Here is a 22,420-nt window from a genome sequence, read left to right on the forward strand (position 1 = left end):
GTCTCGCTTATACGGCATTTAGGTTATTCCACCCTCGCCCGCCCCTGCTGCCCTGTCAAAGGGAAAGGCCCCCCGCCGCTCTCCGTGGAGAGTGGCGGGGGGCCTCCCATCAGGCATGATGCTCGATCCGAGCGATCGCGGCCTAGAGGTCGAAGTACAGCTCGAACTCGTGCGGGTGCGGACGCTGCGCGATCGGGGCGATCTCGTGCGTGCGCTTGTAGTCGATCCACGTCTCGATCAGGTCCGGGGTGAAGACACCGCCGGCCAGGAGGTACTCGTGGTCGGCTTCCAGGGCCTTGAGGACGTCCTCGAGGCTGGTCGGGACCTGCGGGACGCTCGCGTGCTCGTCGGGCGAGAGCTCGTAGAGGTCCTTGTCGATCGGCTCCATCGGCTCGATCTTGTTCTTGATGCCGTCGAGGCCCGCGAGGAGCAGCGCCGAGAAGGCGAGGTACGGGTTCGAGGACGGGTCCGGCGCGCGGAACTCGACGCGCTTGGCCTTCGGGTTCGAGCCCGTGATCGGGATGCGCATGGCGGCGGAGCGGTTGCGCTGCGAGTACACCATGTTGACCGGCGCCTCGAAGCCCGGCACCAGGCGGTGGTAGGAGTTCACCGTCGGGTTGGTGAACGCCAGCAGCGACGGGGCGTGCTTGAGGATGCCGCCGATGTAGTAGCGGGCGGTGTCCGACAGGCCCGCGTAGCCGGCCTCGTCGTAGAACAGCGGGTCGCCGTTCGCCCACAGCGACTGGTGCACGTGCATGCCCGAGCCGTTGTCACCGAAGATCGGCTTCGGCATGAAGGTCGCGGTCTTGCCGTTGCGCCAGGCGACGTTCTTCACGACGTACTTGAAGAGCATCAGGTCGTCGGCCGCGGCGAGCAGCGTGTTGAACTTGTAGTTGATCTCGGCCTGGCCGCCGGTGCCGACCTCGTGGTGCTGACGCTCGACCTGGAGGCCCTGGGCGTCCAGCTCGAGGGAGATCTCGGCACGCAGGTCGGCGAAGTGGTCGACCGGGGCTACGGGGAAGTAACCACCCTTGTAGCGGACCTTGTAACCACGGTTGTTCTCCTCGGAGCCCGTGTTCCACGCGCCGGCCTCGGAGTCGATGTGGTAGAAGCCCTCGTTCGCGGAGGTCGCGAAGCGCACGCTGTCGAACACGTAGAACTCGGCCTCGGGGCCGAAGAACGCGGTGTCGGCGATGCCGGTGGAGGCGAGGTACGCCTCGGCCTTCTTCGCGATGTTGCGCGGGTCGCGGCTGTAGGCCTCACCCGTGATCGGGTCGTGGATGAAGAAGTTGATGTTGAGCGTCTTGTCCTTGCGGAACGGGTCCAGGCGCGCGGTGGTGATGTCGGCGCGCAGCGCCATGTCGGACTCGTGGATCGCCTGGAAGCCGCGGATCGAGGAGCCGTCGAAGGCGAGCTCCTCCGCCGGGTCGAACGCCCGCGCCGGGATGGTGAAGTGCTGCATCACACCAGGCAGGTCGCAGAAGCGGACGTCAACGAACTTGACGTCGTTCTCCTCGATGTACTGCTTCACTTCGTCGGCGTTCTGGAACATCCAACTCCTCCTACTCCCGGCCCCGGGGCAGGGCGGGCTTTATAGCTCGTGGTGCGTCAGTGCGGTGCCGCACGCTGACCCGACCATAAGCACAAGGGATTTCTCAAGCATGACCCATTTGTTTCGCACAAGTTAACCAGGGTCCCGCCCGAGTGCCGTGCGACGCCACCGGTACCGTGGTCGGGTGGACAACAGACAGGCAATCGGATCCTGGCTCTCCGGCCCCCGTGCGGCCGCCGAAGAGATGGGCGTCGACTTCGGCTATCCGGGTCAGCGGCTGGGCCTGCCCCAGCAGGGACCCGGCTCGGTGGCACGTTTCGGGCGCCGGCTCGGCGCCGTCGCGATCGACTGGATCGCCTGCCAGCTCATTGCGTACGGGCTGATCACGGGCGGCGACCTGGCCGCTGCGGGCAACTGGACCCTCTGGCTCTTCCTGGCCCTGAGCGTCCTGACGATCGGCACCGTGGGCTTCACCCCCGGTAAGCGGATCCTCGGCCTCCGGGTGATCTCGGAGAACGGCGGCCGCCTCGGCGTCCTCCGGGTGCTCCTGCGCACGCTGCTGCTGGCCCTGGTCATCCCGGCGCTGATCTGGGACCGCGACGGCCGCGGCCTCCACGACCGGCTGGCGCGCGCCGTCCAGGTCCGCATCTAGCGGCAGCGCCCATCACGCACGTGACACAGGGGCGCCCCCGAGCCGACCGGCTCGGGGGCGCCCCTGTGTCGTATACGAAAATCAGGTGAGCGGGTCAGCGCATCTTTCCGCCGCGCGGCATCTTCATGCCCTTGGGCATGGGACCCTTCGGCAGCGGCATGTTGCTCATGAGGTCGCCCATGGCACGCAGCTTGTCGTTGATCTCGGTGATCTGCGGGCCGGCCAGCACGCGCGGCAGCTTGAGCAGGGTGGTACGCACCTTCTTGAGCGGCACCTCGCCCTCGCCCGTACCCACGATGAAGTCGTGCACCGGCACGTCCGGCATGATCCGGGCCAGCTTCTTCTTCTCGTTCGCGAGCAGCGGCTTCACGCGGTTGGGGTTGCCCTCGGCGATCAGCACGACACCGGCCTTGCCGACGGCCCGGTGGACGATGTCCTGCTGCCGGGTCATCGCGACGGCCGGGGTGGTCGTCCAGCCGCGGCCCACGTTGTCCAGTACGGCCGCGGCCGCGCCCGGCTGTCCCTCCATCTGCCCGAAGGCAGCTCGCTCGGCCCGTCGTCCGAAGACGATCGCCATCGCGAGGAACGCCACGAGGAGGCCCAGGATGCCCAGGTAGAGCTCGTGCCCGATCAGGAAGCCGAATGCGAGAAGGACACCGAAGGTGACAATTCCCACGCCCGCGACGATCAGACCGACCTTCGGGTCGGCCTTGCGCGTCATCTTGTACGTGAGGGCGATCTGCTTCAGTCGCCCGGGGTTCGCAGCAGTCTCTGCGTTTGACTTCCTCGCCATACAGCGAAGTTTACGTGGCCTGCGGGGTTCGGGTAGCCGCGGCCTCAAGTACGTGTTCGGTTTCGACCCGGTCCTTGGCCCTGCGGCGGTCTTCGAGCACCGCCGTCCAGGCGTTCCGGCGGGCCCCGCTCATCAGCAGGGACTCGACGCCCCGGAAGGCGTCGGAGAGGGACGGGATGGCGATGGCGCGTACGGGCGCGGCCTGCATGATGTCGATCCCCTTCACGGAACTCGCGTCGGCAGTGCATGGAGCGTGCGTGCTGCGGTACGTGCGTACTGCGGTGTGTGCGGTGCGTGGACCCAGCGTCACTGATTGGTGTTACCAGCGCATGACCTGTCGGTCAAACGTGACGAAACATTGACGCGGCCCGCCGGGCTCTTCCTGAAAAGAGCCTAGGGGCCGCGTCGACGCGCTGTTACCGACTAGTAAGCTTTTGTGCGCGAGTTCACACGCTCGCGGCGCGCTTCTCGTTCCTGCGGTCGAGCTACGCCTCGCAACCGCTGCGGCCGCGTGCCCGCCCTCGTGCCTCGGGCGGACCCGCAACCTACGCTCCTGCTCGGCTGCGCTTCTCCATCGCCTGGTTGTAGAGACGCCCCGCCCGGTACGACGAGCGGACCAGCGGGCCCGACATCACGCCGGAGAAGCCGATCTCCTCGGCCTCCTTCGCCAGCTCGACGAACTCGGCCGGCTTCACCCAGCGCTCGACGGGGTGGTGCCGCGGCGAGGGCCGCAGGTACTGGGTGATGGTGATGAGCTCGCAGCCGGCCTCGTGCAGGTCCTTCAGGGCCTGCGAGACCTCCTCGCGCTCCTCGCCCATGCCGAGGATCAGGTTCGACTTGGTGACGAGGCCGTACGCGCGGGCCTTGGTGATCACGTCGAGCGAGCGCTCGTAGCGGAAGCCGGGGCGGATCCGCTTGAAGATCCGGGGCACGGTCTCGACGTTGTGCGCGAAGACCTCGGGGCGGGAGGCGAAGACCTCCTCCAGCAGCTCCGGGACCGCGTTGAAGTCGGGGGCCAGCAGCTCGACCTTGGTGTGCCCGCTCTCGCGGCCCGCCGTCTGCTGGTGGATCTGGCGCACGGTCTCCGCGTACAGCCAGGCGCCGCCGTCGGCCAGGTCGTCGCGCGCGACGCCGGTGATGGTGGCGTAGTTCAGGTCCATGGTGACCACGGACTCGCCGACACGGCGCGGCTCGTCCCGGTCCAGGGCCTCGGGCTTGCCCGTGTCGATCTGGCAGAAGTCACAGCGCCGGGTGCACTGGTCGCCACCGATGAGGAAGGTGGCCTCGCGGTCCTCCCAGCATTCGTAGATGTTCGGACAGCCGGCTTCCTGGCACACCGTGTGCAGTCCTTCGCCCTTCACCAGGGCCTGCATCTTGGTGTACTCGGGACCCATCTTCGCCCGGGTCTTGATCCACTCGGGCTTGCGCTCGATGGGGGTCTGGGCGTTACGGACCTCCAGGCGCAGCATCTTGCGTCCGTCGGGTGCGACTGCGGACACGACCGGCTCCCTGTGACTTCGATTGTTCGGGCGCCCACCAGGGTACGCCCGTAATTTCGTACGCTCTTACGTCGGCCAACCTGCGAGGGGTCGGTCGCATTCCCAGGGGCTAGGAGCCCACTGCCGGCTCTATCGCGCGGGGCCTCAGCTCCGCGTGCTCCAGTACGTCCTTCAGGTGCCGTTCGGCCACGGGAAGCACCTCGGCGATGGTGATCTCCCGGCCCAGTTCGTACGAGAGCGAGGTCACACCGGCGTCCCTGATCCCGCAGGGGATGATCCGGTCGAACCAGGTGCTGTCCGGGTTCACGTTGATCGCGAAGCCGTGCATGGTGACGCCCTTGGCGACCCGGATGCCGATGGCGGCGAGCTTGCGGTCCTCGCGGCGCTGGCCGGCGTTGGACGGGGCGTACTCGGGGCCGTTCAGCCGCGCGTCGAACTCCTCGTCGTGCAGCCGGGGGTCGAGGTCGAGGGAGAGGCCGCCGATCGTGGGGCGCTCCTCGACGGGGTCGCCCAGGACCCAGACGCCGGAGCGGCCCTCGACCCGGGTGGTCTCCACGCCGAACTCGGCGGCGGTGCGGATCAGCGCCTCCTCCAGGCGGCGGACGTGCGCGACCACGTCGACCGGGCGGGGCAGCTTCATGATCGGATATCCGACCAGCTGGCCCGGGCCGTGCCAGGTGATCTTGCCGCCGCGGTCCACGTCGACGACGGGCGTGCCGTCGAGCGGGCGCTCGCTGGGGTCGGTGCGCCGGCCCGCCGTGTAGACCGGCAGGTGCTCCAGCAGCAGGCAGGTGTCCTCGATCTCGTCCGCGAAGCGGGCGGCGTGCACCCTGCGCTGTTCTTCCCAGGCCCGGGTGTACTCGACGGATTCCGGTCCGAAGCCCAGATGGACAAACCCAAGCTCAGCCACCGCAGCGCCTCCTCATTGAACCTGCTGTGTGCACGTACTTCACTGAGCAAGGGTACGGCGACCCGTGCGGGCCTCTTCAGGGCCCCGGGCCGGGCTCCGCGGCGGGCCCCGGCGCGAGCTCCGGGGCGGGCGCCGGCGGGGGCCACGGCAGCTGCTTCGGCCGGCGCCGGCCCTTCGGCGGCCGGTCCGGGTCCTCGTCCGCGCGCGGCAGCCGCCGGTGCCCCTCCGAGTGGTCGTTGACCCAGCCGCACACCCCGCACGCGTACCTGCCGTCGAGCCCCGCGATGTAGGTGCCGCAGCGCCGGCACTCCGCCTCGGTCAGCTCGGGCGGGGGCAGCGGTGCGGTGGATTCGGTTCGCTCCTCGGGGAGGTGCGCCCCGTGGGGCCGAGGGGTCATGGCCCGCAGCCTATGCGGGCGGAGGGGGCCGGTCCGTAAAGAGCCCTACGCATTCTGCACACGATCGGATGAATGTGGGGCAGAGAGGGCGGCATGAGCGAAGTTCGCCGCTACATTCACGCCGTTCACAGGGCCGGGACCCCGGTCCGTCACGTCAGGAGACCGTGGAGCCGATGACGGAACGACCTGCCCAGCGCGTCCCCAACCGGCAGCTCGCGGCGCTGATCGCGGAAGCCGGGTTCTCCAACGCCGGGCTCGCCCGCCGCGTCGATCAGCTCGGGCTGGAACACGGTCTCGATCTGCGGTACGACAAGACCTCCGTGACCCGGTGGCTGCGCGGGCAGCAGCCGCGCGGGACCACCCCCGCGCTGATCGCCGAGGTCTTCACCCGGCGCCTGGGTCGCCGGCTGTCCGCGCAGGACCTGGGGCTGGACGCCTGCGCGCCCGTGTACGCGGGGCTGGAGTTCGCGGCCACGCCGGAGGAGGCCGTGGACATCGCGAGCGGGCTGTGGCGCAAGGACTCCGGCTCGCACGCCGAGCTGCGGAAGATCGCCTTCACCCCGGCCGGGCTGGTCGTGCCGAGCCGGGACTGGCTGATCGGGCGGCCCGACGAGCGGGTGGGCCGGGGCGCGGACCAGGCGGCGGCCCGCGTGCCGGTGCAGGGCCGGGCCACGGTGCCCCGGCAGCGGCAGATCGACCGGGGCCCCGGGCAGCGGGTGACGGGCGGGGACATCGCCGCACTGAGATCGGTGAGCGAGCTGTTCCGCACCCTCGACCACGCCTACGGCGGCGGGCACGCCCGGCAGGCGCTGGTGCGCTACCTGGAACACGAGGCCGAGCCGATGCTCCGCGGCACCTACGGGGAGACCACCGGGCGGCGGCTGTTCTCGGCCGCCGCCGATCTGACCCGGCTCGCGGGCTGGACCTCGTACGACATCGCCGCGCACGGGCTCGCCCAGCGGTACTTCGTGCAGGCCCTGCGGCTCGCGCAGGCGGCCGCCGACCGCCCCTACGGCTCGTACGTGCTGGTCACCATGAGCCGGCAGGCGGTCTACCTCGGCCACGGCCGGGAGGCGGTGCAGCTGGCCCGGGTGGCCCAGCAGGGCGTCGGCTCCGGCCCGCCGCCGGTGGTGCAGGCGCTGCTGCACTCGGCGGAGGCGCGGGGGCACGCCGTGCTCGGCGAGGTCCGGGCGTCGACGGCCTCACTGGTGCGGGCCGAGCGCGCGCTGGGCGCGGCCCGGCCCGGGGACGACGTACCGCACTGGGCGCGGTTCTACGACGAGGCGCAGCTCGCGGACGAGTTCGGGCACTGCCACCGGGACCTCCAGCAGTACCGGGCGTCGGCCCAGCACGCGGAGCGGTCCCTGCAGCTGAGGGCGCCGGGGTACGCGCGGTCCCGGCTGTTCTGCCGGGTGGTGCTGGCCACGGCCCGGCTGGGGCTGGGCGAGCTGGACCAGGCGTGCGCGCTGGGCGCGGAGGCGGCGCAGCAGGCGTCGGAGATGCGGTCGGTGCGCGCGGTGGAGTACGTACGGGACTTCGAGCGGCGGCTGGAGCCGTACCGGGACGCATCGGCCGTGCGCACCTACCGGGACCGGGTGGCGGCCCTGTCCTGAGCAGCGGGCCGGGCCGCGGCCCGGGAAGCCCGGGGACACCCCGGGGACGCACGGCAGGGGCCCGGTCCCGCGGACGCGGGCCGGGCCCCTGGGTCGTCTGTGGTTCTCAGGCCGCCACCGGAAGTGCGGGCTCCGGGGTGGCCGGGAGCGGGATGCCGAAGTCGCGCAGGAGGGCGCCGGCGGCCCGGCGGGCCGAGTGCAGGGCGCCCTGGACGGTGTTGGTGTCGCGGTGGTCGCCGCACACGTACAGCCCGGCCAGTACCCGTACCGGGCGTCGCAGGTCGTGGGGCGGGGGCATGGCGGGGACGGCCTCCGGGGTGTGGTGGACGGCCAGCAGCTCCCACTCCCGGGTGGCGGTGTCGTAGAGCCGGGCGAGGCGCGAGGCGACCGTGCGCACGGGCGGCGGCGGCCCGAGCACGGTCGTGGTGACCAGGCTCCGGCCGGCCGGGGCCCGCGTCGGGTCGACCGCGCTCATCACAGCGGTGTGCGAGACGGGCCAGTCGGGGTCCCCGTCCAGGAGCAGCGAGCCGTCCCTGGGCAGGGGTGTGGCCGTGGCGTGGTGCAGGACGGTGACCTCGTGGAAGGCGGGCACGCGCAGGCCGGGCAGCAGCTCGGCGGCGGCGCGGGCGCCGGTGGCGAGGAGGACGGAGCGGCAGCTGAAGTCGCCGTGCTCCTCGGTGGTGACCAGGTTCGTCGCCACCGACCGGACCCGGACCCCGGTCCGGACGGTTCCGGGCGGCAGGGCGGCGGCGAGCAGGTCGGGCAGGGTCGCCGCGCCGCCCTCGGGCACGGCGAGGCGGCCGCGGGCGAAGGCGCGCAGGGCGAGGTCCGCGACCCGGCTGGAGGTGGTGAGCGCCGGATCGCGGAGCAGGGCGGCGAGCAGGGGCCGGAGCACCCCGTTGAGGGTGCGCGGCGGCAGCCCGCGCGAGCGCAGCGCGGTGTGCGCGGTGCGTTCGGGACGGGCGAGCAGCTTGTCCTCGGGCAGGGCGGCGAGCCGGCCGAGGGCGGCACTGAGCCGGGCCTGGTCGAGGGAGCCGCTGGCCAGGGCCCGGGCCGGGGTGAGCGCCCCGGCCCGCAGCTGTTTGCCGTCGGTGTGGACCAGGACCCCGGGCACGAAGGGGCGCAGGGTCAGGGCCTGCAGGCCGGGGGTGCGTTCGAGTTCCGTGTACGAGGTGTTGAGCAGCTGGCCGATCCGGTCCAGCCGGAACCCGTCGGCCGACTCGGTGGCCATCCGGCCGCCGGGGTCGTCCGCGGCCTCCAGGACGGTGACCGTGACTCCCGCTGCGATCAGGTGCTGCGCGGCCGCGAGTCCTGAGACTCCGGCTCCTACGATGACGACGTCCGCATGGTGCGCGGCATGGTGTGCGCTGCTGAGCACGTGCCCCTCCCCGAGGTCGGCGCGGCTGTGTGGGGATCCTCCTTCCCCCAACCGGCTCCACGGGAACCCGAGTTCGGCCGGGTATTACGGTCAACTCCGGTCGCACGACGGTCGCATCCGGGTCACGAACGGTCGCACGGCGGTCGCACGCCGCGGGTGGCCGGGCCCGTCGCTCAGAGGGCTGCGCGGATGGCCTGCTCGATGCCGGGGTCGCGGAAGACGAATCCGGACTCCAGCAGCCGGGCGGGGCGGGCCCGCTGACTGCCCAGCACGTCCCCGGAGAGCTCCCCGAGCACGATGCGCAGGGCCGGCGCCGGCACGGGCAGCAGCGTGGGCCGGTGCAGCACCCGGCCCATGGCCGCCGTGACCTGGCGGTTGGTCAGCGGCTCGGGGGCGGTGAGGTTGACGGGGCCTTCGACTCCGGGGGTGTCGATGATGTGGCGCAGGGCCGCGACCTCGTCCCGGAGGGAGATGTACGACCAGTACTGGCGGCCGTTGCCGAGCCGGCCGCCGAGACCGGCGCGGAAGAGGGGGAACATCCGGCCCCAGGCCCCGCCCTCGCGGGCGACGACCAGGCCGGTACGGGCGAAGGCGGTCCGGATCCCGGCGTCCCGGGCGGGCGCGGCGGCCGCCTCCCACTCCACGCAGACCGAGGGCAGGAATCCCTGCCCGGCGGGGGCGCCCTCGTCCACGACCCGGTCGCCGGTGTCCCCGTAGTAGCCGACGGCGGAACCGCTGACGAGCACGGCGGGCGGCTCGTCGAGCGCGGCCACGGCCCGGGCGATCGCGGCGGTCCCGAGCACCCGGCTGTCGCGGATCTCCTTCTTGTACGCGGCCGTCCACCGGTGGTCGCCGATCCCGGCGCCGGCCAGGTGCACGACGGCTCCGCAGCCGGCCAGGCCCGCGGGGTCGACGTGGCCGCGCGCCGGATCCCACCGCGCCTCGTCCGCGCCCACCGGCTCCCGCCGTACGAACCGCACCACTTCGTGCCCGTCCGCCCGGAGGGACCGCACGAGTGCACTGCCGATGAGCCCGGTCGCGCCGGTGACTGCGATACGCATGCGGCCATTCTCCCTGGCGGGTGGCCGCGCCGACCCGGTGCTGTTCGCCCCCGGGCGCGGCGCGTGCCCTTCCGCCCGCCACCCCACGGCGCTCCGCGCCCACGCCTCAAACGCCGGCGGGGCTGAAATACCCAGCCTCGCCGGCGTTTGAGGCGTGGGGGTCCCCCCGGACGGAGTCTGGGGGGAGGGTCCGGGGCGGAGCCCCGGGGCCGGGCGGAGCCCCGGTTCAGGCGGTCGTGCCGAGCCAGGTGCCCACCGCGTAGGTGACGGCCATCGCCAGCGCGCCCCCGGCCACGTTCCGCAGGACCGCGCGGAGCGGCGGGGCCCCGCCCAGCCGCGCGCTGATCACCCCGCAGAGCGTGAGCGCCGCCAGCACCGCGACCACCGTCACCGGCACCCGCGCCGACGCCCCCGGCAGGACGATCGCCAGCAGCGGGAGCAGCGCCCCCACCGTGAAGGCGACGAGGCTGGCGAAGGCCGCGTGCCACGGGTTGGCCAGCTCGTCGGGGTTGATCCCGAGTTCCACCCGGGCATGGGCCCGCAGCGCGTCCCGTTCCGTCAGCTGCTCGGCCGCCTCCCGCGCCACCCCCCGGCTCAGCCCCCGCGCGGCGAGCAGGTCGGTGAGTTCGTCGAGCTCCGCCTCCGGCTCCTCGGCCAGCTCCCGCCGTTCCAGGTCCAGCGCGGCCCGTTCCGAATCCCGCTGCGAGCTGACGGACACGTACTCCCCCGCCGCCATCGAAAGCGAGCCCGCCAGCAGCCCGGCGACGCCCGCCGCCAGGATCGCTGAGCGGGAGGTGGTGGAGCCGGCCACGCCGACGACGAGGCCCGCGGTGGAGATGATCCCGTCGTTCGCGCCGAGCACTCCCGCGCGCAGCCAGTTGAGCCGCGTACTGATCTCCGCGCTCTGCGCGCCGTCACCGGTGCCGTGTGCCTCGATGTGCGCCCGGCTGGGCGGCTTCCCCGAGCCCTCGTTTGCCGTCACGCCACCACTTTCGCGGCAGGGGCCGTACGAGGCCACCCGGCGGGCCGGTCCGGGGTGCGCGGGTCCGGCCCGGGGACCAGGGTGGAAGGGTGAAACGCGGACGCGAGGAGCCGGGCAGGCTGCGCGGGGAGCCGCCGCCGCGCTGGGCCCGGATCGCGCCCGCGGTGGCCCTGGTGGCGCTTGTGCTCGCGCAGGCGCTCACCCCGGACGTGGAGCTGGGGTTCTTCCTGGCGGGCCTGCCCCCGGTGGCGGCCTTCGCGTACGGGGCGGGCGGGACCGCGGTCTTCGCCGCGGTCGTCCTCCTGCTGCTGGGGCTGCCGACCCTCGGCGTCGGCCATGCCCGCGGCACGGACCTGGCGACGGTGGCCGCCGTCGGGCTGCTGAGCGTGGTGATCGCCTGGGTCCGGCAGCGCCGGGACGCCCAGCTGGTGAGCGTGCGGACGGTGGCGGAGGCGGCCCAGTTGGCGGTGCTCCCGCCGGTGCCGGAGCGGGTGGGCGCGGTGCGCTGCTCGGGCCTCTACCGGGCGGCGCAGCGCGGCACCCTGGTCGGCGGCGACCTGTACGACGTACGGGCCGGGCCGCACGGCGTGCGGGCGCTGGTCGGGGACGTGCAGGGACACGGCCTGGCCGCGGTGGGCACCGTGGCGGCGCTGCTGGGGGCCTTCCGCGAGGGCGTGATCGACGACGCCGGGCTGGCGGCGGTCGCGGGCCGGCTGGACCGGCGGCTGGTGGCGGACGCGAGGGCCGCTTCCGTCGAACACCCGGAGCTGTTCGCGACGGCGGTGCTGCTGGAGTTCCCGCCGGGGCTGGACCTCGTGAGGATCGTGTCGTGCGGGCATCCGCCCGCCCTGCGGCTGCGCGGGGCGGTGGTGGAGGAACTGGTGGTGGAGCCGGGCCCGCCGCTGGGCCTGGGGCTCGCGGGGCCGGCGCTGCCGGCGGTGGCGGAGCTGCCGCTGCGGCCCGGGGACCAGCTGCTGCTGCACACCGACGGCGTGACGGAGGCCCGGGACGCGGCGGGGCACTTCTATCCCCTGGCCGCCCGGGTGCCCGTACTGGCACGGGACCCGGGGGGCCTGGTCCGGGCGGTGTGGCGGGACCTCGCGGCCTTCACGGACGGCGGTCCGCGCGACGACGTGGCCCTGCTGCTGCTCTCGCTGGACGGACCGGGATGACGCGGCGGTCCGGCCTACGACTCCTTGATGAACGCGCGCACCAGCTTGCAGGTGACATTGGACGGCCGGTGGATCCCCGTCCGGACGGCCATCGTCCGGATCTTCCGGTTGGTGGCGCGCCGAGGGTCGTACGTCCCCGAGTCGAGCAGGGATATCGCCAGCCGCATCGCCTTCAGACGGCGGTTGTGGCTCTCGTACCACTCGCGGGGCAGGCCCGCCGGCAGCGGCTTCTTCTTGACGGGCTGGACGGTGGTGGCAGTGGCCATCTACAGCCTCCCAAACGGTAGTTGGCTTCCTGTCGTTCTTCCTCGATTTTACCGGGGACCACTGACAAAAGCCCCTGGCCAGACAGGCCCTGGGTAGGGTTGGCGGCATGGAGATCTGGATCAATCCCGCCTGTTCCAAGTGCCGCAGTGCACTGACCCTGCTGGACGCCGAGGGCGCCGACTACACCGTGCGCCGGTACCTGGAGGACGTGCCCTCCGAGGACGAGATCCGCGAGGTGCTCGGCCGGCTCGGGCTGGAGCCGTGGGACATCACGCGCACCTCGGACCCGCTGGCCAAGGAGACCGGCGTACGGGAGCTGCCGCGCGAGGAGACCGAGGCCGCGCGCGGGCAGTGGATCGCCCACCTGGCCGCCCACCCGAGGCTGATCCAGCGCCCCATCATCACCGCCGAGGACGGCACGGCCGTGGTCGCCCGCTCCGAGGACGCCGTCCGCGAGGCCCTCTCCCGCAAGGCCTAGTTCGTACCGGCCCGGCGGCGCGCTACGCGGCCTGGTCCGCCAGCCGGCGGGCGATCTCCCCGGCCGCCGTCAGCGGCAGCGCGTGGTGCGCGACGCCCTGCAGTACGTCGACGCGCGCGCCCGGCAGCGCCTCGCGGGCGGCCCGGGCCGCGCGGGCGGCGTCGTGGCAGCGGGCGTGCTCCGCGAACAGGACCTCGACCCGGGTGCCCGGCGGTTCCGCGAGCGTGCCCAGGTCCGGGCGCGGCCCGGTGACCGGGCGTACGGAGGGAAAGCCGGCGCTCTCGCCCTGCAGCCGCAGCCAGGCCGGGTCGAGGGCGGCCCCGCGGGTCTCCCAGCCGAGGAAGGAGCGGATCCGCTCCGGGGTGGGCCGCACCAGGACGGGCAGCGCGCGCAGTACGTACCCGGGGCGGAGCCCGGCGAAGACCCCGGTCGGGTCGAGCAGCACGAGGCGGCCGAGCCGGGCCGCGCGCGCGGCGGCGTAGTGGGCGGCGATCCACGCCCCGTACGAGTGCCCGCCGAGCGCGACCGGTCCGTGCGGGCCGAGACCGTCGAGGACCGCGTCGAGCCAGCCGACCAGGTCCGCGGCGGACCGGAGCGCCCGCCCCGGCTCCGGGACGCTGAGCCCGGGGTCGCCCACCAGGTCCACGGCGTGGATCCGGTGCGTGCGGGCCGCCCCGGCGGCGGCGCAGGCGCCCCACACGGTGGAGGTGGACCCGCCGCCGGGCAGCAGCACCAGCGGCGGGGCGCCGGCCGGGCCGCAGCTGTTGACGCGGGTGATCCCGTACGGGGTGGGCAGGTCGACGGTCTCGACGGGCCCGGGCCACTGGCCGAGCACCTCGTCGTAGGCGGCGCGGAAGGAGGAGGCGCGGAAGGAGGAGGTCCGGGACACGACGGGCTCCGATGTCTCGCTGGGCGATAATCTCGCTCAGCGAGAGATCCTAGACGGAGGCGATGTGGACGACAACCGGCAACCCGGCACCCGGGAACCCGACAACCTGCAGCTGGTGCACCTCCTGCGGGCGGTGACCGTGGAGTTCGGCCTGCGCCAGGCGGAGTTCGCCGCCCGCAACGGCATGCACGCCACCGACGTGCGGGCCCTGATCTGCCTGCTCGACGCGGCCCGCGCGGGCGAACCGGCCACGGCCGGACTGCTCGGCGCCCGGCTCGGCCTCAACTCGGCGGGCACCACCTCCGTGATCGACCGGCTGGAGCGGCTCGGCCACGTGGCCCGGATCCGCGACGAGCGCGACCGGCGGCGGATCCTGCTGCGCGTGGAGCCGGCCGCGATCCGCCTGGGCCGGGAGTTCTTCGGCCCCCTGATCGACGGGGTGCTCCAGGTGCTCGACTCCTTCGATCCCGCCGAACGGGACACCGTGCGCCGCTTCCTGACGGCCACCCACACCGTGTTCACGGGGGCGGGCGCGACGGCCTTCATCTCGCCCCCACCTCGCACCTCGTAGGGTGGGATTCGCACCAAAGAGGGACGAAGCACACCAAAGGATCCGTCGTGAACGAGCAGCAGCAGCCTCAGACCAGCCCCGGCGCATCCCCGGTCGCGCCGCGGCGGCGGGGGGCCGACTGGATGTTCGGCGGGGTGTACGGGACGGTCCTGGCCAGCGGGCTGCTGGCCGCGCTGGACCAGAAGGGCGGGGACTTCACCCCCTTCTACGACGCCAGCTGGGTGCTCGTCACGGCAGCCACCGCCGCACTCGCACACGGCTACGCGCACCACATGGCCTCCCACCAGCAGGACTCCGCCTCGCACCGGTGGCGGATGCTGGTCCTGGCGCTGTGGCACGAGTGGCCGATGATCGCGGCCACCCTCCCCACCGTCCTGCTGCTGGTCGCCTCGGGGATCGCCGACTGGGACTCGTACGGGGTGACCGCCGTCGGGCTCGGCCTGAACACCGCGCTGCTGTTCGCGTGGGGTTCGGTCGTGGCGCTCCGCGTGGGCTACGGGATGACCTCCGCCCTGCTGATCGGCCTGGCGGACGCCACCATCGGCCTGGCCATCATCGTGGCGAACGCGGTCATCAAGTAGCCCGGCCGGCACCTCACCCGGCCATCACGGCGCCCGTCCCGGCCGTCACCCCACCCGGTCGTCGCGTCACCCGGTGAGCTGCGCCTCCGCCTCCGCGAGGATCTCCGTCAGCCGGGCCCCGAACTCCGCTCCGCGCGGATCCGGCACGCCCGTGCGGGCCGCGGTGAGCAGCGCGTCCAGGGCGCGGCCGTAGGCGCCCGGTACGTCGCTCCAGCCGGGCAGCTCGTACACGCCCTCGGTGCCGCGCAGTTCCAGGCCCACACCGGCGGCGGCGCGCGGCGCGCCCAGGCTGAGGACGGCGGTGCTGGCCGCGCCGGAGGCGTGCCGCAGTGCCAGCTGGACCACGTCGGAGGGGCCGCGGGTGGCGCTGACCCCGGTGACGTCGCCGAGGACCGGGATCAGTACGGAGAGGGCGTGCGGGCCGACGTCCCACAGCCCGCCCTTGGCCTTGCGCCAGGGCGAGTCGGCGTACGCGCTGGGCGTGCCGTCGGGCGGGAAGACGGCGCCGAGCCAGTGCGCGGCCGCGGTGAACCAGCCGGAGCGTCCGGCCTGTTCCGTGACCCAGCCGGCGGTGGGCTCGGCGAAGCGCAGGGTGAGGAAGACGACGGAGGCGACCCCGTGGCGGGCGGCCGCGTCGGCGACGGCCCGGGCGTCCTCGACCGTCGTCGCGACGGGTTTGTCGAGCAGCAGGTGGCAGCCGGCGGCGGCCGCGCGCACGGCGAGCGGGGCCTGGACGTCGGGCGGCAGGGCGAAGGCCACGGCGTCACACTCGGCGAACAGCTCGTCGGGGTCTTCGTACACCTTCACGTCGTGCGCGCGGGCCAGCTCGGCCGCGGCTTCGGGCCGGCGGCCCCACACTCCGACGAAGTCGGAGCCGGGGTGCGCGGCGAGGGCGGGCGCGTGGGTGCGGTGGGCCCAGGGGCCCGTGCCCAGCAGCCCGACCCGCGGTCGGGGGTCTCCGGCGGGGTTCAAATCAGACGAAATGCTCACGCGTTCAGTCTGCCCCACTGGGACGGGCGTTCCACCACCAACCCGCTCGCGCCCCGCACAGCCCACCCGACCTGCGGCGTAAACCTCGGTAACACGGGGTTCACACATGGGCAACGGAAGGGAAATCGCGGGCGGGCACGCTGCGGTCATCACCGCAGCGATGAAGCAGCGACCAGCAGCACCCGCAGAGTCTGAGGATGGGGCCCGTGAGCTACAAGGCTGAGTACATCTGGATCGACGGCACCGAGCCGACGGCGAAGCTTCGCTCCAAGACGAAGATCCTGGCGGACGGCGACGCGCTGCCGATCTGGGGCTTCGACGGATCGAGCACCAACCAGGCCGAGGGCCACGCCTCCGACCGCGTGCTCAACCCGGTGTTCTCCTGCCCGGACCCGATCCGCGGCGGGGACAACGTCCTCGTGCTGTGCGAGGTCCTGAACATCGACATGACCCCGCACGAGTCGAACACCCGCGCGCTGCTGCGTCCGATCGCCGAGAAGTTCGCCTCCCAGGAGCCGATCTTCGGCATCGAGCAGGAGTACACGTTCTTCGACGGCACCCGCCCGCTCGGCTTCCCGGTCAACGGCTTCCCGGCGGCGCAGGGCGGCTACTACTGCGGCGTCGGCTCGGACGAGATCTTCGGCCGCGACATCGTCGAGAAGCACCTGGACCACTGCCTCGCGGCGGGCCTGAGCATCTCCGGCATCAACGCCGAGGTCATGCCCGGCCAGTGGGAGTTCCAGGTCGGCCCCGTCGGCCCGCTGGAGGTCTCCGACCAGCTGTGGATCGCGCGCTGGCTGCTCTACCGCACCGCCGAGGACTTCAACGTCTCCGCGACGCTGAACCCGAAGCCGGTCAAGGGCGACTGGAACGGCGCGGGCGCGCACACCAACTTCTCCACGAAGGCGATGCGCGAGGACTACCGCGCGATCATCTCGGCGTGCGAGGCGCTGGGCGAGGGCAGCAAGCCGCTCGACCACGTGAAGAACTACGGCGCCGGCATCGACGAGCGCCTGACGGGCCTGCACGAGACCGCCCCCTGGAACGAGTTCAGCTACGGCGTCTCGGACCGCGGCGCCTCGGTCCGCATCCCGTGGCAGGTGGAGAAGGACGGCAAGGGCTACATCGAGGACCGCCGCCCGAACGCGAACGTGGACCCGTACGTCGTGACCCGCCTCATCACGGACACCTGCTGCACCGGCCTGGAGAAGGACAACCTGGTCTGACCGTCCGGTCACCCCGAGCGCACCGACGACGCCCGCCGAGCCCCCACAGGCCCGGCGGGCGTTGTCAGTGCCGCGTGCCACGGTTGTCCGCATGACGGCGATCAGGATCCACACGGAACGCGGCGAGTCCTACGAGCGGCCCGCGCTCGGCACCCTGTCCCAACTCGTGGAGCGCATCGGCGCGGACGGCGACCGGTTCGTCATCGTCGAGCGGCTCGCCGAGGACCCGGACGTCTACATACAGGTGTGGCACGACGAGGGGGACGACTACCAGCTGGAGCACCGGGACGGTTCCGCGGACCGCCACTTCCAGGCGTACCTGTCCACGGCGGCAGAGGTGGTCGAGGTCATGGCCCGCTGGGCTCGCCAGGAGAAGGCATGGGACCTCGGCCCGGCCTGGCAGCGCCTGGAGCTCCCGGTGGAGTAGGGGCAGGCCGGTCGCGTGGGACGGTTCCGCCCACGATGCGATACGGGTGGTCGGGCCGGACGGGCGGAAGCGGCCGGGGGGTTGATGGATTGTCCGGGTTTGGAAGGCACCTAGGCCGGAATCTGAGATTCCGATCCAGGATATGAGACGCAGCCTGCCCGGGAGGGAGGACATCTGCTTGAATGGGGCCATGGCCAGCCATTCGCACACCTCGTCAGGTCGCAGCGACCTCGAGCCGTTCTGGCCCTCCCGTCAGGATCACGACTACGACCGGGAGTGTTGCCGCGCGAAGAACGCGCCGGCCCTCTAAAGCCTCCGGGACCTCCTTCCGACCTTCCCCCAGGCCTTCGGTCTGCGCGGTGCGACATCGATGACGTCCGTACGTCTCCCTGCCGACCACTCCGCGTGAAAGAGCTGACCACTCATGGCGAACACCCGTTCCCTCACCTCCGCTTCCGCTGCGACCGCTTCCCTGACCTATCCGCCTCATCCGCGCCACCGGCTGCGCTCCGTGGACCGGGACGAGGTGGCCCGGGTCGTGGACCTGCTCCCGCCCGGCGCCACCTGGCTGCCCGCGCCCCAGCACACCCTCCCGACGCTCCCGGGTCAGCCGCCGATGGTCGGCTACCTCGTGCTCGTACCGGCCGACCAGCAGCCGCCGCTCGGCTTCGCCCCGCACGCCGTGGCCGCCCCGCTCGCGCCCGCCCCGGTCCCGGCCACGCCCGCGACGGCCGTGACGGGCGACGCCCTGGTCCGCATCGACTCGGCGCAGCGCACCGCCGAGGTCGACGGCCGGGTGCTCGACCTGACGTACCTGGAGTTCGAGCTGCTGGCCCATCTGGTGCAGCACCCGCACCGGGTGCACAGCCGGGACCAGCTGGTCACCACGGTCTGGGGCTACGGCCACGTCGGCGACGGCCGGACCGTGGACGTCCACATCGCCCGTCTGCGCCGCAAGCTGGGCGCGTCCCACCGCAGTGCGATCCAGACGGTGCGCCGGGTGGGCTACAAGTACGCGCCCTGACCGGCCGGTCGGCGTACGCGGCGGGCCCGTACTCCCGGGTGGAGTACGGGCCCGCGTGCGTCAGAGGGTCAGGCGGCCGGACGGCCGCGGCGGCTCAGGCGGCCGAGGCGGCCCCGGCGGCGGCCTTGGCGCGCCGGCCCGCGACGAAGCCCAGCAGGACGTCGACCACGAGGAAGACGACCAGGCTGATTCCGAGCAGCGGGATGAACCAGCCGACCACGGCCGTCACCGCGGCCAGCGGCAGGAGCGTGGTCGCCGGCAGCTTCCGCCAGGCGCCGCGCGGCTGCGCCCGGCCCGCGGACAGCTTGCGGTCCTTCGTCGGACGGCGCAGCCACCACATGCGGTAGCCCCAGAAGACGAGGAACATCACGGCGACGGCGAGCGCGGCCAGCACGATCTGGTTGGCGAGCCCGAAGGTCTGGCCCATGTGCAGGTCGATGCCGAAGCGGGTCATCTTGGCGAGCAGGGGGTAGTCGGCGAAGCGCAGTTCGTCCATGACCCGGCCGTCCGCGGGGTCGACCGCGACCGCGTCGAAGTGCACCGGCACCTGCTTGTCCTGCTCCTTGATCACGTATCCCTTGCCCTTGGCGGGCAGGGTCACGCGGATCGCCTCGGTGACTCCGGCATCCCTGGCGGCCTCCACGGCGCGGTCGAGGCCGACGTCGGCCGTGGGCGCGGGGGCGGGCATCTGCGTGCCCTCGGGCATGGTGTGGCCCGCGTGTTCGTCGGCGCCGGACTCCGCTCCGGGCTTCAGCTTGGCGGAGACGGCCGGCGTGGCCCCGCCGAGGCTGTCCTGGAGCTGCCCGATGTTCTCGCCGGCGTACTTCGACCAGGTCAGGCCGGTGGCGGAGAGGACGACGAGGCCGGCGACGGACCACAGTCCGACGACCCCGTGCCAGGACAGGGTGCGGCGGCGGCCGGTGGCCTTGCGGTCCGGGAGGACCAGCTGCGACGTCCGCTTGCGGCGGCGGCCGATCCACAGGGCGAGGCCGCCGAGCGCGACCACCCACATCCAGCTCGCGGCGAGTTCGCTGTAGTTCCGGCCGAACTCCCCGAGCTGGAGGCTGGAGTGGAACTCGCTCAGCCAGGCGCGCAGGGGCAGCGCGTCACCGACGGTTTCGATCTGCCCGCGCACCTCGGCCGTATACGGATCGACGAACACGGTGAGGGTCTCGCCCTCCGGCAGCCCCTCGCTCTCCATGATCACCCGGGTGGTGGCCTCGGCGTCGGGGGCCGGCCACACGGACAGGACCGAGCCCTCGGGGGCGGCGCCCTTGGCGGCCTCGACCTGGGCGCTGAGCGGCAGGACGCTCTCGCCGACACGGACGACGGTCAGCTCGTCGGAGTAGGCGATCTTCTCGGCCTGCCAGGAGGCCGCGTAGAGCAGGCCGGTGGCGGAGGCGAGGAAGAGCAGCGGGGCGATGAGCAGGCCCGCGTAGAAGTGCATGCGCAGGAGCAGCGGCCGCAGGGCGGCCCAGCCGCCGCGGCTCTTGGGTATGTCGGATGAGTCGGCGTCCGGGGTGCGGACGTCCTGTACCTCGTCAAGGGACATGGTGGTTCCTCGGTGTGGGCGAAGGCATGGGGACATCGGCCCCAGGGCTCGCCACCCCTCTCGCCGAGGGAGCGCCGGGTCAGGCGCGAGCAGGACGGCCGGGGGCCGTGAAGCGGGGGAACGGGCCGGATCCGGGCGGCCCGCGGCGCACCACGGCGTGGGCGTGCACGGCCCCGCGCAGGCGGCGCGGCCGCTCGCAGGGGACGGGGAAGGCGGGCGCGGCCGGTACGGCGGCCACCCGCGCCCGCACCAGGGCGAGTGCGCGGGCGAGCGGCCGGGCCGCGTGGAGGGCGGCGGCGCCCAGGACCCGGGCCAGCCGGAAGACGGCGGCCTCGCCGCGCGCCAGCCAGGCGGCGCAGAGCAGCCCGGCGAGGAGGTGCGCGGCGATCATCCCGACGCCGCCGTCGGCGGCCATCCCGGCGAGGCCCGCCATGTCGGCCGTCCCGGCGGCGTCGGCGAATCCGGCCGCATCGGCCATCCCGGCCGGATCGGGCATCCCCGCCAGGTGCGCCGCACCAGGGGTTGCGGAGGTCATCGCGTCGCCGGCGCCGGCGCCTGCCGTGTGGTGGTGGTGCCCCTCCGCCGCCGCGGGGGCGGCGGCGACGTGCGCCGCGGCCCGGCTCCCCGAGAAGAGGAGGTGCAGCACCCCCTGGACGGCGAGCACGGCCGCGGTGATCCCCACGGGCCCCCGCCGCCGCCCGGCGGCGAGCCAGGCGAGCCCGCCGGTCACGGCGAAAGCGCTCAGAAGGCCGATCAGGGGAACATCCGTGCCGGACATGTACGAATGCCCCACCGCACCCAAAGCCACGCACACCGCCGCGAATATCGCGGCCCGTGTGGCGCGCAGGGGCGCGGATTTTTCAGACATGGCCGGGACATGTTCGCACGGGGCCCGGTGGTGCCCGCCAGAGGGCGGTATCCGATCATGGAAGCGTGAATCCAATTCCACTGGGAGCGGTGTACGCCGGCGGAGTCCAGCTCGGGGCGTACGCCCTGGAGCGGATGGACGCGGCGGAGCGGGAGCGACTGCTCCGCACCTGCTCGACGAACGTCGACAACCTCGCCGCCGGGCGCTGGGAGACGCTGCTGAGCAGCGCCGTCGTCGTCGAGGAGCCGATGCCCCTGCCCTACGCCCTGCTGCTCGTCGCGGTCCTCGGATACGCCGAGTACGCGTACGGCGCCTGGTGGACGGCCGCGGTGTTCCTGTTCGGGCACGCCACGGCGACCCTCCTCGTGTACGGCGCCCTGCGCAGGACGACCGATCCGCGAACCCGGCGCGCCCTGGACGTGGGGACGAGCTACGGCTTCAACGCCGTGCTCGGCGCCCTGACCTCGGCCCTGCCGCGCGGGGCGGTCCGCACCGCCGCCCGGGCCGGCCTGCTCGCGCTCGCCGCGGCGCCCGTACTGAAGCGCGGGCGGACCTTCACCGACGCCGGACACCTGGCGGCGCTCGGGATCGGCATCGGGGTCTCCCTGGCCCTCGATTGCCTTTCCGGTGTGAAACATCAGAAAATTGCCTAAATCGCCGCATGACTGCACTGCTGGAGCCGCCACGATGACCGCCACCCCCTCCACCACCGTCGCCAACCTCCGCGACCTCGGCGGCACCCCGCTCCCCGGCGGCCGCAGCGTCCGCCCCGGCCTGGTGCTGCGCTCCGGCCAGCTCGACCGGCTCGACCTCGACGCCGATCCTGCGGTGGCCGCGCTGGGTGTGCGGACCGTCATCGACTTCCGCACCGACGCCGAGCGCGCCGACCACCCCGACCGGATACCCGGCGGGGCCCGGCTGCTGATCGGCGACGTCCTCGCGGACAAGCTGCGGGAGGCCGGCAAGAAGCCCGCCGCCTCGCAGCTCAAGGACCTGCTGTCCGACCCGGCGGTGGCCGAGGAGCACCTGGGCGGGGGCAAGGCCCAGGCCCTCTTCGCCGACACCTACCGGTCCTTCGTGAACTCCGGCTCCGCGCAGGCCGCGTACCGGATGCTGCTCACCGAGGCCGCCGACCCGACGGCCGGCCCGCTGCTCTTCCACTGCACGGCCGGCAAGGACCGGACCGGCTGGGGCGCGACGGTCATCCTGGCGCTGCTCGGGGCGGACGCCGAGACCCTGATGGCCGAATACCTCTCCGTGAACCCCGCGGTCAAGCAGGCCTTCGCCCCGATGATCGAAGGTTTCACCGCGGCCGGCGGCGACCCGGACATCGCGCTCGCCCTGATCGGCGTCTTCCCCTCCTACCTGGAGGCTGCGCTGGACGAGGTGGAGACGCGCTACGGCTCCATGGAGAAGTACGTCCGCGAGGGACTCGGCGTCCCCGACGAGACCGTCGACGCACTGCGCGCCCGCCTGGTGGCCTGACCCGGCACCCCCCGCCCCACCGTCCCGCCGCCCCGGCGACCGGGCTGGCAGGC

25 protein-coding genes are annotated in these 22,420 nt (G+C 73.1%); 11 read left to right on the top strand and 14 right to left on the bottom strand.

Annotated elements, in window-relative coordinates:
- Nucleotides 1–142 precede the first annotated feature (142 nt).
- Nucleotides 143–1,552, bottom strand: a complete 1,410-nt coding sequence (gene glnA, locus OG472_RS15020; RefSeq protein WP_362400780.1) for a type I glutamate--ammonia ligase — start codon at nucleotides 1,550–1,552, stop codon at nucleotides 143–145.
- A gap of 184 nt (nucleotides 1,553–1,736) precedes the next feature.
- On the opposite strand from glnA, the gene OG472_RS15025 reads away from it, so the two are divergent.
- A complete protein-coding gene (locus OG472_RS15025; protein ID WP_405941532.1) occupies nucleotides 1,737–2,204 on the top strand; it encodes an RDD family protein in 468 nt (155 codons plus the stop codon).
- A 94-nt stretch (nucleotides 2,205–2,298) separates the two neighbouring features.
- On the opposite strand, the gene OG472_RS15030 is transcribed toward OG472_RS15025, so the two are convergent.
- The 5 genes from OG472_RS15030 to OG472_RS15050 form a co-directional block, all read right to left on the bottom strand.
- Nucleotides 2,299–2,997 carry a DUF4191 domain-containing protein gene (locus tag OG472_RS15030; protein ID WP_383572258.1) on the bottom strand — a complete coding sequence of 233 codons (699 nt, stop codon included), beginning with the start codon at nucleotides 2,995–2,997 and terminating at the stop codon, nucleotides 2,299–2,301.
- Nucleotides 2,998–3,007: 10 nt separating this feature from the next.
- Nucleotides 3,008–3,205 carry a hypothetical protein gene (locus OG472_RS15035; protein ID WP_383572333.1) on the bottom strand — a complete coding sequence of 66 codons (198 nt, stop codon included), beginning with the start codon at nucleotides 3,203–3,205 and terminating at the stop codon, nucleotides 3,008–3,010.
- A gap of 337 nt (nucleotides 3,206–3,542) precedes the next feature.
- Nucleotides 3,543–4,496 (bottom strand): lipoyl synthase, encoded by a 954-nt coding sequence (gene lipA, locus OG472_RS15040; RefSeq protein WP_401601408.1) that lies wholly within the window; start codon nucleotides 4,494–4,496, stop codon nucleotides 3,543–3,545.
- A gap of 109 nt (nucleotides 4,497–4,605) precedes the next feature.
- Complete coding sequence (gene lipB, locus OG472_RS15045) at nucleotides 4,606–5,406, bottom strand: lipoyl(octanoyl) transferase LipB (protein WP_401601410.1); 801 nt, start codon at nucleotides 5,404–5,406, stop codon at nucleotides 4,606–4,608.
- 76 nt (nucleotides 5,407–5,482) lie between these two features.
- Entirely contained in the window at nucleotides 5,483–5,803 is a 321-nt protein-coding gene (locus OG472_RS15050; protein WP_405829824.1) for a hypothetical protein, read from the bottom strand.
- A gap of 173 nt (nucleotides 5,804–5,976) precedes the next feature.
- Here OG472_RS15050 and OG472_RS15055 point away from each other — a divergent pair, with 173 nt between their 5' ends.
- Entirely contained in the window at nucleotides 5,977–7,416 is a 1,440-nt protein-coding gene (locus OG472_RS15055) for a regulator (RefSeq protein ID WP_383572246.1), read from the top strand.
- Between the two features lie 106 nt (nucleotides 7,417–7,522).
- Here OG472_RS15055 and OG472_RS15060 read toward each other — a convergent pair whose 3' ends face one another.
- The 3 genes from OG472_RS15060 to OG472_RS15070 all read right to left on the bottom strand — a co-directional run bounded on the left by OG472_RS15060 (nucleotide 7,523) and on the right by OG472_RS15070 (nucleotide 10,792).
- Nucleotides 7,523–8,794 carry an NAD(P)/FAD-dependent oxidoreductase gene (locus OG472_RS15060; protein ID WP_401601417.1) on the bottom strand — a complete coding sequence of 424 codons (1,272 nt, stop codon included), beginning with the start codon at nucleotides 8,792–8,794 and terminating at the stop codon, nucleotides 7,523–7,525.
- 173 nt (nucleotides 8,795–8,967) lie between these two features.
- Complete coding sequence (locus OG472_RS15065) at nucleotides 8,968–9,855, bottom strand: TIGR01777 family oxidoreductase (protein WP_401601419.1); 888 nt, start codon at nucleotides 9,853–9,855, stop codon at nucleotides 8,968–8,970.
- Between the two features lie 226 nt (nucleotides 9,856–10,081).
- Nucleotides 10,082–10,792, bottom strand: a complete 711-nt coding sequence (locus OG472_RS15070) for a VIT family protein (protein ID WP_401602463.1) — start codon at nucleotides 10,790–10,792, stop codon at nucleotides 10,082–10,084.
- A 134-nt stretch (nucleotides 10,793–10,926) separates the two neighbouring features.
- Between OG472_RS15070 and OG472_RS15075 the strand changes: the two genes are divergently transcribed.
- Nucleotides 10,927–12,009 carry a PP2C family protein-serine/threonine phosphatase gene (locus OG472_RS15075; RefSeq protein WP_405941533.1) on the top strand — a complete coding sequence of 361 codons (1,083 nt, stop codon included), beginning with the start codon at nucleotides 10,927–10,929 and terminating at the stop codon, nucleotides 12,007–12,009.
- Between the two features lie 14 nt (nucleotides 12,010–12,023).
- On the opposite strand, the gene OG472_RS15080 is transcribed toward OG472_RS15075, so the two are convergent.
- Complete coding sequence (locus OG472_RS15080) at nucleotides 12,024–12,275, bottom strand: hypothetical protein (RefSeq protein ID WP_401601423.1); 252 nt, start codon at nucleotides 12,273–12,275, stop codon at nucleotides 12,024–12,026.
- Nucleotides 12,276–12,382: 107 nt separating this feature from the next.
- Here OG472_RS15080 and OG472_RS15085 point away from each other — a divergent pair, with 107 nt between their 5' ends.
- On the top strand, nucleotides 12,383–12,754 hold the full coding sequence (locus OG472_RS15085; protein WP_401601426.1) for an ArsC/Spx/MgsR family protein: 372 nt from the start codon (nucleotides 12,383–12,385) through the stop codon (nucleotides 12,752–12,754).
- 22 nt (nucleotides 12,755–12,776) lie between these two features.
- Here OG472_RS15085 and OG472_RS15090 read toward each other — a convergent pair whose 3' ends face one another.
- The gene (locus OG472_RS15090; protein ID WP_405941534.1) at nucleotides 12,777–13,643 is read right to left on the bottom strand and encodes an alpha/beta fold hydrolase; all 867 of its coding nucleotides are present in this window, start codon (nucleotides 13,641–13,643) and stop codon (nucleotides 12,777–12,779) included.
- 64 nt (nucleotides 13,644–13,707) lie between these two features.
- Between OG472_RS15090 and OG472_RS15095 the strand changes: the two genes are divergently transcribed.
- Nucleotides 13,708–14,214, top strand: coding sequence for a MarR family winged helix-turn-helix transcriptional regulator (locus tag OG472_RS15095; RefSeq protein WP_405941535.1), 507 nt, complete (start codon nucleotides 13,708–13,710; stop codon nucleotides 14,212–14,214).
- 47 nt (nucleotides 14,215–14,261) lie between these two features.
- Entirely contained in the window at nucleotides 14,262–14,795 is a 534-nt protein-coding gene (locus OG472_RS15100) for a hypothetical protein (RefSeq protein WP_401601436.1), read from the top strand.
- 66 nt (nucleotides 14,796–14,861) lie between these two features.
- Here OG472_RS15100 and OG472_RS15105 read toward each other — a convergent pair whose 3' ends face one another.
- Complete coding sequence (locus OG472_RS15105) at nucleotides 14,862–15,779, bottom strand: Gfo/Idh/MocA family protein (RefSeq protein WP_401602465.1); 918 nt, start codon at nucleotides 15,777–15,779, stop codon at nucleotides 14,862–14,864.
- A 212-nt stretch (nucleotides 15,780–15,991) separates the two neighbouring features.
- Between OG472_RS15105 and glnII the strand changes: the two genes are divergently transcribed.
- The 3 genes from glnII (at nucleotide 15,992) to OG472_RS15120 (ending at nucleotide 18,462) form a co-directional block, all read left to right on the top strand.
- Nucleotides 15,992–17,011, top strand: coding sequence for a glutamine synthetase (gene glnII, locus OG472_RS15110; protein WP_401601438.1), 1,020 nt, complete (start codon nucleotides 15,992–15,994; stop codon nucleotides 17,009–17,011).
- 91 nt (nucleotides 17,012–17,102) lie between these two features.
- Nucleotides 17,103–17,438, top strand: coding sequence for a hypothetical protein (locus OG472_RS15115; RefSeq protein WP_401601441.1), 336 nt, complete (start codon nucleotides 17,103–17,105; stop codon nucleotides 17,436–17,438).
- A 424-nt stretch (nucleotides 17,439–17,862) separates the two neighbouring features.
- Complete coding sequence (locus tag OG472_RS15120; protein WP_401601444.1) at nucleotides 17,863–18,462, top strand: winged helix-turn-helix domain-containing protein; 600 nt, start codon at nucleotides 17,863–17,865, stop codon at nucleotides 18,460–18,462.
- A gap of 94 nt (nucleotides 18,463–18,556) precedes the next feature.
- Here the strand turns inward: OG472_RS15120 and OG472_RS15125 are convergent, their stop codons facing one another.
- Both OG472_RS15125 and OG472_RS15130 read right to left on the bottom strand, forming a co-directional pair.
- The gene (locus tag OG472_RS15125; protein WP_405829838.1) at nucleotides 18,557–20,014 is read right to left on the bottom strand and encodes a PepSY-associated TM helix domain-containing protein; all 1,458 of its coding nucleotides are present in this window, start codon (nucleotides 20,012–20,014) and stop codon (nucleotides 18,557–18,559) included.
- 79 nt (nucleotides 20,015–20,093) lie between these two features.
- On the bottom strand, nucleotides 20,094–20,882 hold the full coding sequence (locus tag OG472_RS15130; protein WP_405829840.1) for a hypothetical protein: 789 nt from the start codon (nucleotides 20,880–20,882) through the stop codon (nucleotides 20,094–20,096).
- Between the two features lie 65 nt (nucleotides 20,883–20,947).
- On the opposite strand from OG472_RS15130, the gene OG472_RS15135 reads away from it, so the two are divergent.
- Together OG472_RS15135 and OG472_RS15140 are read left to right on the top strand one after the other, a co-directional pair.
- Entirely contained in the window at nucleotides 20,948–21,535 is a 588-nt protein-coding gene (locus OG472_RS15135; protein WP_401601452.1) for a rhomboid-like protein, read from the top strand.
- Nucleotides 21,536–21,569: 34 nt separating this feature from the next.
- Entirely contained in the window at nucleotides 21,570–22,367 is a 798-nt protein-coding gene (locus tag OG472_RS15140; RefSeq protein ID WP_401601454.1) for a tyrosine-protein phosphatase, read from the top strand.
- Nucleotides 22,368–22,420 lie beyond the last annotated feature (53 nt).

The sequence above is a fragment of the Streptomyces sp. NBC_00207 genome (assembly GCF_045160965.1).
GTDB lineage: Bacteria > Actinomycetota > Actinomycetes > Streptomycetales > Streptomycetaceae > Streptomyces.

Coding starts and splice junctions, on each gene's coding strand:
- OG472_RS15115 (WP_401601441.1), top strand. CDS start 17,103: ATGACGGCGATCAGGATCCACACGGAACGCGGCGAGTCCTACGAGCGG.
- OG472_RS15035 (WP_383572333.1), bottom strand. CDS start 3,205: ATGCAGGCCGCGCCCGTACGCGCCATCGCCATCCCGTCCCTCTCCGAC.
- OG472_RS15030 (WP_383572258.1), bottom strand. CDS start 2,997: ATGGCGAGGAAGTCAAACGCAGAGACTGCTGCGAACCCCGGGCGACTG.
- OG472_RS15125 (WP_405829838.1), bottom strand. CDS start 20,014: ATGTCCCTTGACGAGGTACAGGACGTCCGCACCCCGGACGCCGACTCA.
- OG472_RS15050 (WP_405829824.1), bottom strand. CDS start 5,803: ATGACCCCTCGGCCCCACGGGGCGCACCTCCCCGAGGAGCGAACCGAA.
- OG472_RS15140 (WP_401601454.1), top strand. CDS start 21,570: ATGACCGCCACCCCCTCCACCACCGTCGCCAACCTCCGCGACCTCGGC.
- OG472_RS15085 (WP_401601426.1), top strand. CDS start 12,383: ATGGAGATCTGGATCAATCCCGCCTGTTCCAAGTGCCGCAGTGCACTG.
- glnA (WP_362400780.1), bottom strand. CDS start 1,552: ATGTTCCAGAACGCCGACGAAGTGAAGCAGTACATCGAGGAGAACGAC.
- OG472_RS15055 (WP_383572246.1), top strand. CDS start 5,977: ATGACGGAACGACCTGCCCAGCGCGTCCCCAACCGGCAGCTCGCGGCG.
- OG472_RS15065 (WP_401601419.1), bottom strand. CDS start 9,855: ATGCGTATCGCAGTCACCGGCGCGACCGGGCTCATCGGCAGTGCACTC.
- OG472_RS15080 (WP_401601423.1), bottom strand. CDS start 12,275: ATGGCCACTGCCACCACCGTCCAGCCCGTCAAGAAGAAGCCGCTGCCG.
- OG472_RS15130 (WP_405829840.1), bottom strand. CDS start 20,882: ATGTCTGAAAAATCCGCGCCCCTGCGCGCCACACGGGCCGCGATATTC.
- OG472_RS15120 (WP_401601444.1), top strand. CDS start 17,863: ATGGCGAACACCCGTTCCCTCACCTCCGCTTCCGCTGCGACCGCTTCC.